The 9,385-nt window shown below is 55.7% G+C and carries 10 protein-coding genes; 4 read left to right on the top strand and 6 right to left on the bottom strand.

Annotated elements, in window-relative coordinates; genetic code table 11:
• Window positions 1–810: 810 nt before the first annotated feature.
• The 4 genes from ACN1C3_RS29910 to arfB all read left to right on the top strand — a co-directional run bounded on the left by ACN1C3_RS29910 (window position 811) and on the right by arfB (window position 4,781).
• Window positions 811–2,232 (top strand): amino acid permease, encoded by a 1,422-nt coding sequence (locus tag ACN1C3_RS29910; protein ID WP_419119321.1) that lies wholly within the window; start codon window positions 811–813, stop codon window positions 2,230–2,232.
• A 228-nt stretch (window positions 2,233–2,460) separates the two neighbouring features.
• Complete coding sequence (locus ACN1C3_RS29905; protein WP_419119320.1) at window positions 2,461–2,961, top strand: Hcp family type VI secretion system effector; 501 nt, start codon at window positions 2,461–2,463, stop codon at window positions 2,959–2,961.
• Window positions 2,962–3,031: 70 nt separating this feature from the next.
• Window positions 3,032–3,646, top strand: coding sequence for a DUF4225 domain-containing protein (locus tag ACN1C3_RS29900; protein WP_419119319.1), 615 nt, complete (start codon window positions 3,032–3,034; stop codon window positions 3,644–3,646).
• Between the two features lie 721 nt (window positions 3,647–4,367).
• A complete protein-coding gene (gene arfB, locus ACN1C3_RS29895) occupies window positions 4,368–4,781 on the top strand; it encodes an alternative ribosome rescue aminoacyl-tRNA hydrolase ArfB (RefSeq protein ID WP_419119318.1) in 414 nt (137 codons plus the stop codon).
• On the opposite strand, the gene ACN1C3_RS29890 is transcribed toward arfB, so the two are convergent.
• The 6 genes from ACN1C3_RS29890 to phhA all read right to left on the bottom strand — a co-directional run bounded on the left by ACN1C3_RS29890 (window position 4,778) and on the right by phhA (window position 9,249).
• Window positions 4,778–5,977 carry an MFS transporter gene (locus ACN1C3_RS29890; RefSeq protein WP_419119317.1) on the bottom strand — a complete coding sequence of 400 codons (1,200 nt, stop codon included), beginning with the start codon at window positions 5,975–5,977 and terminating at the stop codon, window positions 4,778–4,780. The genes arfB and ACN1C3_RS29890 overlap by 4 nt on opposite strands.
• A 136-nt stretch (window positions 5,978–6,113) precedes the next feature.
• Window positions 6,114–6,296: a hypothetical protein gene (locus ACN1C3_RS29885; protein WP_419119316.1), complete on the bottom strand. Its 183-nt coding sequence runs from the start codon at window positions 6,294–6,296 to the stop codon at window positions 6,114–6,116.
• Window positions 6,297–6,371: 75 nt separating this feature from the next.
• Window positions 6,372–6,503 (bottom strand): hypothetical protein, encoded by a 132-nt coding sequence (locus tag ACN1C3_RS29880; RefSeq protein WP_419119315.1) that lies wholly within the window; start codon window positions 6,501–6,503, stop codon window positions 6,372–6,374.
• 294 nt (window positions 6,504–6,797) lie between these two features.
• Window positions 6,798–7,991 (bottom strand): amino acid aminotransferase, encoded by a 1,194-nt coding sequence (locus ACN1C3_RS29875; RefSeq protein WP_419119314.1) that lies wholly within the window; start codon window positions 7,989–7,991, stop codon window positions 6,798–6,800.
• Window positions 7,991–8,347 (bottom strand): 4a-hydroxytetrahydrobiopterin dehydratase, encoded by a 357-nt coding sequence (locus ACN1C3_RS29870; RefSeq protein WP_419119313.1) that lies wholly within the window; start codon window positions 8,345–8,347, stop codon window positions 7,991–7,993. The genes ACN1C3_RS29875 and ACN1C3_RS29870 overlap by 1 nt, the downstream gene beginning before the upstream one ends.
• Window positions 8,348–8,463: 116 nt before the next feature.
• Window positions 8,464–9,249, bottom strand: a complete 786-nt coding sequence (gene phhA, locus ACN1C3_RS29865) for a phenylalanine 4-monooxygenase (protein WP_419119312.1) — start codon at window positions 9,247–9,249, stop codon at window positions 8,464–8,466.
• Window positions 9,250–9,385: the final 136 nt, after the last annotated feature.

Raw genomic sequence — 9,385 nt, 5'->3', positions numbered from 1 at the left:
CTCGGGTTGGTCTCAATACTGGATACGATAAACCGGCTTAATCGCATAACCTGAACCGCCGTATACGGAACCGTACGTACGGTGGTGTGAGAGGACGGCGGTTGTGAGACCGCCTCCTACTCGATTCCAATGATCGTTCCCAAGCAGAGTGGGAACGATCAATCAACACAGGTCCACTGTGGGAGCGAGCTTGCTCGCGATGGCGTCAGTCGCAACGACCCATCCCTCGGCCGATCTGTAGTGGAAATTTTGTGTTCCGCTTCGTAAAGAAATATTTACGAATATCCCGATTTTCACCCATGGAATCGACGGATCTTCAGTAACGTAAGGAAATCCTGCCGAATTCGCGCCGTCATTGCTGGCCGCAAGGCTCTACACCGGTTGTCTCCCATCGCTGGTGAGGGTGTTATGCGCCCCATGCCTGTCGTGCAGGCCATAACAACAAGGAGGCGCAATGTACGCCGTGATCCATTCCTACCGACTCTCCCCGTGTACAATGCGCGGCGTTTTAACTGTGACTCAACTGCGTATCCGCGCATTTTGCGCCTGTCGGCTGTCATGACTCGCTTGCTCCCAGCACGCCGTTCGATTGCCCAAGGCCAATAAACTCAAGGCTATCCGCTTTGTTAACTCCGCCGCGTCACAAGCGTGGTGGGTTCGATTTCGTCACAGATAAAAACAAACAGGTGACGCATGACTCGTAAAAAAACGCTGAACTCCTGGTGCCTGCGCTGGGGTTTGATCTGCGCTGCTTAAATCCGTACCCAAGCAGCAACCAAACATCATCAAACCTTGCGTGAGACCCTTTTAATGAGTGGACAAAACTCGCATTCAGGCGAGCTGAAACGCGGCCTGAAAAATCGTCATATTCAACTGATCGCCCTCGGTGGCGCGATCGGTACCGGATTGTTCCTGGGCTCTGCCGGCGTTCTGAAATCGGCCGGTCCATCGATGATCCTCGGCTACGCGATCTGTGGCTTCATTGCCTTCATGATCATGCGCCAACTGGGCGAAATGATCGTCGAGGAGCCAGTAGCCGGTTCGTTCAGCCACTTCGCCCACAAATACTGGGGCGGTTTTGCCGGCTTCCTGTCGGGCTGGAACTGCTGGATTCTCTACATCCTGGTGGGCATGTCGGAGCTGACTGCGGTCGGTAAATACGTGCACTACTGGTGGCCAGACGTCCCGACCTGGGCATCGGCGGCCGTGTTCTTTGTAATGATCAACGCGATCAACCTGGCCAACGTCAAAGTGTTTGGCGAGGCCGAGTTCTGGTTTGCGATCATCAAGGTCGTGGCCATCGTCGGCATGATCGCCCTGGGCAGCTACCTGCTGGTCAGCGGCAACGGCGGCCCGCAGGCTTCGGTGACCAACCTGTGGGAGCACGGTGGTTTCTTCCCCAATGGCGTCAGTGGTCTGGTGATGGCCATGGCGATCATCATGTTCTCCTTCGGCGGCCTGGAAATGCTTGGTTTCACTGCAGCCGAGGCTGACCAGCCGAAGACCGTGATCCCCAAAGCTATCAACCAGGTGATCTACCGGATCCTGATTTTCTACATCGGTGCACTGGTCGTGCTGCTGTCGTTGACCCCATGGGACAGCCTGCTGGCGAGTCTGAACGCGTCCGGCGATGCCTACAGCGGCAGCCCGTTCGTTCAAGTGTTCTCGATGCTGGGCAGCAATACCGCGGCGCACATCCTTAACTTCGTGGTCTTGACCGCGGCGTTGTCGGTGTACAACAGCGGCACCTACTGCAACAGCCGTATGCTGCTGGGCATGGCCGAACAGGGCGATGCACCGAAGGCGCTGGCGAAGATCGACAAACGCGGCGTGCCGGTGCGTTCGATTCTGGCGTCGGCGGCGGTGACTTTCGTTGCCGTGGTGCTCAACTACCTGATTCCGCAACAGGCGCTGGAATTGCTGATGTCGCTGGTGGTTGCGACCCTGGTGATTAACTGGGCGATGATCAGCTTCTCGCACTTCAAGTTCCGCCAGCACATGAACCGCACCAAGCAGACGCCGCTGTTCAAGTCGCTGTGGTACCCGTACGGCAACTACATTTGCCTGGCGTTCGTGGTGTTCATCCTTGGCGTCATGCTGCTGATCCCGGGCATCCAGATCTCGGTCTACGCGATTCCGGTGTGGGTAGCGTTCATGTGGATCTGCTACGGCATCAAGAACAAGCGCAGTGCTCAACAGGCGTTGAGTGCGGCCGGTTCTGCGGTGCGGTAACCCATCATGCAGAAACAACAAACCCGGCCAAGTGCCGGGTTTTTTGTGGGTGATGCAAAACCTTCGCGGTAGTGCTGAAGCGCCGTTCCTACGGTGATCAGCTGTTGCTCAGAACAGTATTCGCAGGATCCTGAAAAAAGACGGTCGCTCGTTAAATTCAGAAACGGCCTACAACAGACCTGCCCCTTTTTGTCATAGCCTGACCTCCGAATACAAGGAGTGGTACGTATGGCCAGTCACAGCTACATGAGTATTGCCGGCAAACGCCAAGGTTTGATTTCTGCCGGTTGCTCCGGTCCTGATTCTATCGGCAACAAATGCCAGCTTGGCCATCAAGATGAAATCATGGTGCTGGCTTATTCTCACGACATGCTCACGGGCAATGACGGTAGCATGGCAGGTGGGCGCGGCAAGCACATGCCGATCATGATTACCAAGAGCATCGATATGTCATCACCATTGTTGGCAAGTGCGCTGCATGAGGGTGAAGAAGTGGAGTGCAAGATCAATTTTTACCGAACCTCTGCGACTGGCGGCCAGGAACGATATTACTCCATACACCTAAGAGGTGCGCGTATTACCCATATCAGCCTGCAAGTCCCCCACGCCGTTCGTATGAACGATGCAGAGCCGCAAGAGCTGGTGTCCATTCGTTATAGAGATATTGCCTGGGCGCACGTTCCTGGGGCTACAAATGCTTATAGTTCTTGGCAGAATGAGAATGAATGAGGGCTCTTGCGATATTCACGATGTAACCAGGTCGGCTTCTGATCTGGTTGCAGTTGGATGCAGTATAGGCATGGCGCATATTCCTGATGGATTTATGCGGCTTCGATTTAGTTCGATTGTGTCCTCCTATGCTAATGAAATTATTCAGGCGGTTGATGAAGGGATGATTAGTGCGTGGCAGGGTCTGCAACAGATCAGGGCTGAACACGCAGAGCTATTAGCCAAGGCACTCTTTTATACTCAGAACGGTATCAGTGTTTTGGCAGGAGGCGCGCAGATTAAAGCTGGGGTAGTGGTTGCAGGGGCATCTTGGGGAGTCGGAGTTGTACCGGGTGCGCTTCTAGTCGGTCATGGGGCTAACAATATCGCCGAAGGTGTGGCTAATATTTATAACGGCCCAGACACACCTGCGAGTCAAGGACCTATTCGACGTGGTTATCAGGCGTTGTTTAGGGATAGTTATAGCGGTAATGTGGCGTATTACACTACAGACTTAATTTTGTCGGGTTACGGAATGTTCAGAATGGTGCGAAAGCCAGGCTCGGTACAACTTTTTAGATTTGACCCTGTTAGTAATGAACGGGTCTATCAGCAAGCCGGGATGGTGGCCTTGTTTTTTGAGGGTTTAGTTGATTCTATAACATTGAAAGCAATTTATGAGGAAAGTCAAACGAAGGGGGAGTAGGTGAAATTGCGTGGTGTGGTGTTTTGTTATGTCAAGCCGCGCATTCTTGGGATGTAAAATCGCAAGCCAAAAATAACGATGATTATGTATGTTATTAAGTAGACAGTGTCTAGGTGGTTCTCATCTATGTGGATAAGTTTTCTTATTCCAAACACAATAACACCGGTGGGTAGTCCAGAGCAGCCTAAAACTAATAGTGTGACTGCAATGTGATATCGGATATTTTCAAGGTTCATTAGTTTTAAGCTTTGACTTGTGAGGGGGGTAACGTAGTTGTCAAGGATTAATTGATGGTTCGTAATGTGCTTTACGTAAGTCCGCGTAGTCTTGGGATATAGAAGCGCAAGCCAAATAATACGATAGGTATATAGGTTGCTATGTAGGCGATTTTTAAAGATCGGCCTTCAAGTGGGATTATCTCGGTTATTGCCCAGACAACCATTCCCATGATCGGAATTGAACAGCCTAAAACCAAGAGGGTAACTGCAATATGGTATCGAATATTTTCAAGATTCATTAGCTATCATGCCCCGTTGATGTGAACCCCGAGATTAGTACGGTCGTTCAAAACAAATCAACTCTTCTTCAGTAGGTGCAGGAGCAGCGTTTGTAAATAAATTTTACCGACAGCCATGCCTGGCTTTACCTGCTCGCCGTGATGATCCGCTATTACGAACGGCATTCGCGGTATCCTGAACGCCCTGATACTGGACCGTTCTCCATGCTGGTGATTTCCAACAATGTGCATCTGCCAGATGCCGAGATCGAGTTGACCGCCATTCGTGCCCAAGGCGCGGGTGGGCAAAACGTCAACAAGGTCTCCAGTGCGGTGCATCTGCGCTTCGATATTCCGGCCTCATCCTTGCCGCCGTTCTACAAGGAACGGCTGCTGGCCCTGCGCGACAGTCGCATTACCAGCGAAGGGGTGATCATTATCAAAGCGCAGCAGTATCGGACCCAGGAGCAGAATCGCGCCGATGCACTGGAGCGTCTGACCGAGCTGATTCTCAGTGCCACCAAGATAGAAAAGAAGAGACGTCCGACCAAGCCGACGTTGGGATCGAAGAAACGTCGGCTGGAATCAAAGACCAAGCGTGGCTCGATTAAGGCCGGGCGCGGCAAGATAGATTTTTAGCGGGCTTGGCGCTCTTCACGGTATTTCGGCGCCTGCCGGTACAGGTAGATACTCAGTATCAGGCCGCTCATGGCTGCCAGGGCGGCGAACAGAAAGATCGAAGCGAAGCCAAAGCCAGCGGCAATTGCTCCGGCCAGCGGCCCGGTGATGCCCAGCGACAGGTCGATGAACAGCGAGTAAGCCCCTACCGCCGCACCACGGCTGGAGGCCGGCACCAGATTGACCGCTTCCACGCCCAGGGCCGGAAACACCAGTGAAAAGCCGAATCCGCTCAAGGCTGCGCCGGCCAATGCCCAGTGAGCATCGGGAGCCAGCCACAAGAGCAAGAGTCCCAGGCTTTCCACCGACAGGCAGGCAATGGCCACGCGAAAGCCACCCAGGCGATTGATCAGATTGCCGAACAGCAGTCGCGCACCGATGAAGCAGACGCCGAACAGGCTCAGGCACAGCACGGCGTTGGACCAGTGCTGAGTGGCGTAATACAGCGTGATGAAGGTGGCGATGGTGCCAAAACCGATCGAGCCCAAAGCCAGGCCGCAACCGTGTGGCAACACCCGCCCCAATACATGCAGAAATGGCAAACGTTCACCGACCACGATGGGTGCAGCGGTTTTCGGCCAGGCCAGCAGCAGCCCCAGTGCGGCCAGCAACAGAATGCTGACGCCCATACTCCAGAGCCCTAGTTGATTGACCAACAGCACCCCCAGTGGCGCACCAATGGCCAAGGCACCGTAACTGGCGATGCCGTTCCAGGAAATAACCTTGGCGGTATTCTGGGCGCCGACCCGGCCGATGCCCCAGCCAATCGAACCGGAACCCACCAGACTTTCAGCGCTGCCTAGCACCAGCCGGCCGATCAACAGACTGGTCAGGCTCAGGGCCGGCATGCTCTGCAGCCAGGCCGACAGCAGCATGAACACACCGCTCAAACCGCAACCGGCCAGGCCATACATCACCGCACGTTTGCTGCCCAGGTTGTCGATGATCCGGCTGGCATAGGGGCGGCTGAGCAGGGTGGCGAGGTATTGCACGCTGATCACCAGACCTGCGATCACTGCGCCGAAACCCAGGTCGCTGTGCACGTAACCTGGCAATACGGCCAGGGGAATGCCGATATTCAGGTAGCCAATGAAGGTGAAAAGCACGATGGAAACGACTTGCAGCGTGACCGCCATGGGGCGCTGGGTATCTGGCATGGGTAAAGGTCCACGGGGCAGCGGGATAGATAGGCTGCTTATGATACCGATGGTTGTGCTGATGCAGGGCGTTAAAACGAAAAACTATCGTGCCGACGGTGAGGTTCCAGCGGCCGTTTGATTCTGGCGGGAAATATCAGGATTTGGCGGGGGCCAGCATTTGCGTGGCGACCAGAGCGGCAAGCGCATTTTCCTGGGTACCGAAGCGTTGCAGCAGTGTGGCTTGTTTTTGCGGGGTGAGGCGATTCCAGATCTCGATCATCTTTTCAGCGGTGCCGATCAGAGCGCTGGCTTGGGTTTCGCTGAAGTTGTCGGTCATGGTTTGGGTCTCTAACGTTCAGGCTGTGTGGAAAGCGCATGATTTAGCGCTTTCCACACGGTCTGGGTAGCACACTCAGTCTTCGCTGTCGGCCTTGCGGCGTTCAGCAGCTTCTTTGGGCTCGGGCTGTTGGGCGCCGGCTTGTTGCGGGGTTGTCTGCTCAGTCTCGTGCAGGCTTGGGAAGGGGAGATTAGGTATTTCGTGCATCGTCGTCGCTCCTCGCAAGGTCTGTTTTTTAAATCGCTGGTAGATCCGCGCTTTTAAAAAAGCCTGGAGAGGATACAGCACTGGAAATGGCAAATAGTCTTTTATATCCAATTGTTGCGACGGATGGGGTTGTCTAGACAGGTGAAGAAGAGGTTCCCTAGTGATCGTATGATCGTTCCCACGCTCTGCGTGGGAATGCCTCAATGGACGCTCTGCGTCCGCTGTTGGGACGCGGAGCGTCCCGGGCTGCATTCCCACGCAGAGCGTGGGAACGATCGGTGGAGGGGTAGGGGTTTATGCGCAGACGTCGGCGATGGCCTGCGCCAGCAAATCCAGGCGCGTTGCATCGATACCGGCGACGTTGGCCCGTCCTGAGCTGACCATGTACACGCTATGGTTTTCCCGCAGCCGCTGGACCTGTGTCGGTGTCAGGCCTGTGTAGGAAAACATCCCGCGCTGTACGCCGATATGGGCGAAGCGTTCGCCAAGACCGTGGGGCTCGAGGGCTTCCACCAGGCCAGAACGCAGCTGCGCGATGCGCAGGCGCATGGCTTCGACTTCATCGGCCCACAGGCTTTTCAGTTCTGGATCAGCGAGGATAGTCGCGACCACGGCGGCGCCATGATCCGGCGGTGTCGACCACAGGTTGCGGGCGATAAAGGCCAGTTGGCTGCGGACATCCAGCAGCTTGTCGGCATTGGCTGCGCAGACGATCAGTGCACCGGTGCGTTCGCGGTACAGGCCGAAGTTTTTCGAGCAGGAGCTGGTGATCAGCAACTCAGGCAGCGCTTGTGCGAACAATCGCACGGCCCATGCATCTTGCTCCAGACCGTCGCCGAAGCCTTGGTAGGCGAAGTCGATCAGTGGCAGTAGTTCGCGGCTGCGGACGATCTCCAGTACGCGGCGCCAGTCATCGTGGGACAGATCGAAACCGGTGGGGTTGTGGCAGCAGGCGTGCAGCAGCACGACGTCGCCCTTGGGCACCAGATGCAAGGTCGCCAGCATCGCTTCGACGTCGAGGCGGTTGTCGCTGCCGACATACGGATAGTGGCTGACCTTGAGGCCGGCCGCTGCGTAGATGGTTTCGTGAATCGGCCAGGTTGGATTGCTCAGCCAGATGCCACGACCCGGCAGGCAGCGGGCGATGAAGTCGGCGCTCAGGCGCAGTGCGCCAGTGCCGCCCGGGGTCTGGGTTGCGCCAGCCCGTTGCTGAGCAATTAGCTCAGAATCCCCACCCAGCACCAGATCATTGATGACCTTGCCGAACAGCGCGTCGCCGTGACCACCGATGTAGGTCTTGGTGGTTTGCCGATCGACCAGCCGTTGTTCGGCCAGTTTCACAGACTGAAGAATCGGCGTCAGGCCCTGGGCGTCTTTGTAGACGCCAACACCCAAGTCGAATTTGCGCGGGTTCGTATCCGACGCGTAGGCCTCCATCAGGCCGAGAATCGGGTCGCCGGGCACTCGGCCGATGGCATTGAAATGCATTATTTGCGGCCCTCGGCGTCTTTGGCCACTTCGTCAGTGCGCGCGGCCATGATGAAGTCGTTGCGGTGCAGGCCTTTGATCGAGTGGCTCCACCAGGTCACGGTGACTTTGCCCCATTCGGTGAGCAGGCCTGGGTGGTGGCCTTCGGCCTCGGAGATTTCACCGACAGCGTTGGTGAAGGCCAGGGCGAATTTGAAGTTTTTGAACAGGAAGACTTTTTCCAACTGCATGACGCTGTCGCGAACTTCGATGTTCCAGTCAGGGATCTGTTTGATCAGTACCGGCAGTTCTTCGTCGCTGACTTGTGGAGCATCGGCGCGGCAGGCTTCGCAATGGGCTTGGTTCAATGTGGACATGATGTGTTCCTGAAATCGAGTGTTTGGAAAACGGTGTCATCGTTACCGAGCGGTGGGACCACGCTAAAGCAAAGCGTCGGCCCGTAACAGACTCACCTGATGCCAAAAGGCGCGTGTCACGCTGCTTTTGGCGGAAATTTCGGGGTGTGTAACCCCAGCTGCATGCCTTGCTTGACCATGCCCATGATGTCTTCGTGGGCCAGATCGAACAGGCGCTTGAGGTTCGGCAGGACAAAGTACAACGGTTGCAGAATGTCGATGCGGTACGGCGTGCGCATGCATTCCAGCGGATCGAAGGCCTGATGTTCCGGCTCGGCCGACAGGCTGTACACGGTTTCCTTCGGCGAAGACAAAATGCCGCCGCCGTAGATGCGTTTGCCTTGTGGAGTGTCCACCAGACCGAACTCGATGGTCATCCAGTATAGCCGCGCCAGGTAGACCCGTTCTTCCTTGGACGCTTGCAGACCAAGCTTGCCGTAGGTGTGGGTGAATTCGGCGAACCAGGGGTTGGTCAGCAGCGGACAGTGGCCAAAGATCTCGTGGAAAATGTCCGGCTCTTGCAGGTAATCCAGCTCTTCGCGGGTACGAATAAAGGTCGCTACCGGAAACTGCTTGTTGGCCAGTAATTCGAAGAAGGTCTGGAAGGGGATCAGCGCCGGAACCCGAGCGACTTGCCAGCCGGTGGTGGCGCCCAGCACCTTATTGATTTCGCCGAGTTGCGGAATGCGGTCATGGGGCAGGCCGAGTTTTTCGATGCCGTCCAGGTATTCCTGGCACGCACGACCTTCGAGCACTTTCAGTTGGCGAGTGATCAGCGTGTTCCACACCGCATGTTCTTCGGCGGGGTAGTCGATAAAACCTTGCGCATCGGGCTCGCGAGCCACGTAGTGCGTCTGCTTCATGCTGCTCTCCTGCTAGGGGATACGTTCTTGTTATGTCCTGCTATGCCCATAGAGATAGCTCAGAGCAGAACAAGTTGCAGCACCCCTGTTGGAGGGTAAGTAGGAATTTTCCTTGTTTTTCGTAAAGTTTTCGTTA

Source organism: Pseudomonas sp. H11T01 (assembly GCF_048515765.1).
Lineage (GTDB): Bacteria > Pseudomonadota > Gammaproteobacteria > Pseudomonadales > Pseudomonadaceae > Aquipseudomonas.
The sequence above is the reverse complement of the archived record's forward strand: the minus strand, read 5'-3'. Positions and strand labels throughout refer to the sequence as shown.

What these genes read in the sequence shown, in the direction of transcription:
- ACN1C3_RS29880 (WP_419119315.1), bottom strand. Translation starts at nt 6,503, where the DNA reads ATGCACGAAATACCTAATCTCCCCTTCCCAAGCCTGCACGAGACTGAG.
- ACN1C3_RS29905 (WP_419119320.1), top strand. Translation starts at nt 2,461, where the DNA reads ATGGCCAGTCACAGCTACATGAGTATTGCCGGCAAACGCCAAGGTTTG.
- ACN1C3_RS29890 (WP_419119317.1), bottom strand. Translation starts at nt 5,977, where the DNA reads ATGCCAGATACCCAGCGCCCCATGGCGGTCACGCTGCAAGTCGTTTCC.
- ACN1C3_RS29875 (WP_419119314.1), bottom strand. Translation starts at nt 7,991, where the DNA reads ATGCATTTCAATGCCATCGGCCGAGTGCCCGGCGACCCGATTCTCGGC.
- ACN1C3_RS29885 (WP_419119316.1), bottom strand. Translation starts at nt 6,296, where the DNA reads ATGACCGACAACTTCAGCGAAACCCAAGCCAGCGCTCTGATCGGCACC.
- phhA (WP_419119312.1), bottom strand. Translation starts at nt 9,249, where the DNA reads ATGAAGCAGACGCACTACGTGGCTCGCGAGCCCGATGCGCAAGGTTTT.
- ACN1C3_RS29900 (WP_419119319.1), top strand. Translation starts at nt 3,032, where the DNA reads ATGGCGCATATTCCTGATGGATTTATGCGGCTTCGATTTAGTTCGATT.
- ACN1C3_RS29910 (WP_419119321.1), top strand. Translation starts at nt 811, where the DNA reads ATGAGTGGACAAAACTCGCATTCAGGCGAGCTGAAACGCGGCCTGAAA.
- ACN1C3_RS29870 (WP_419119313.1), bottom strand. Translation starts at nt 8,347, where the DNA reads ATGTCCACATTGAACCAAGCCCATTGCGAAGCCTGCCGCGCCGATGCT.
- arfB (WP_419119318.1), top strand. Translation starts at nt 4,368, where the DNA reads ATGCTGGTGATTTCCAACAATGTGCATCTGCCAGATGCCGAGATCGAG.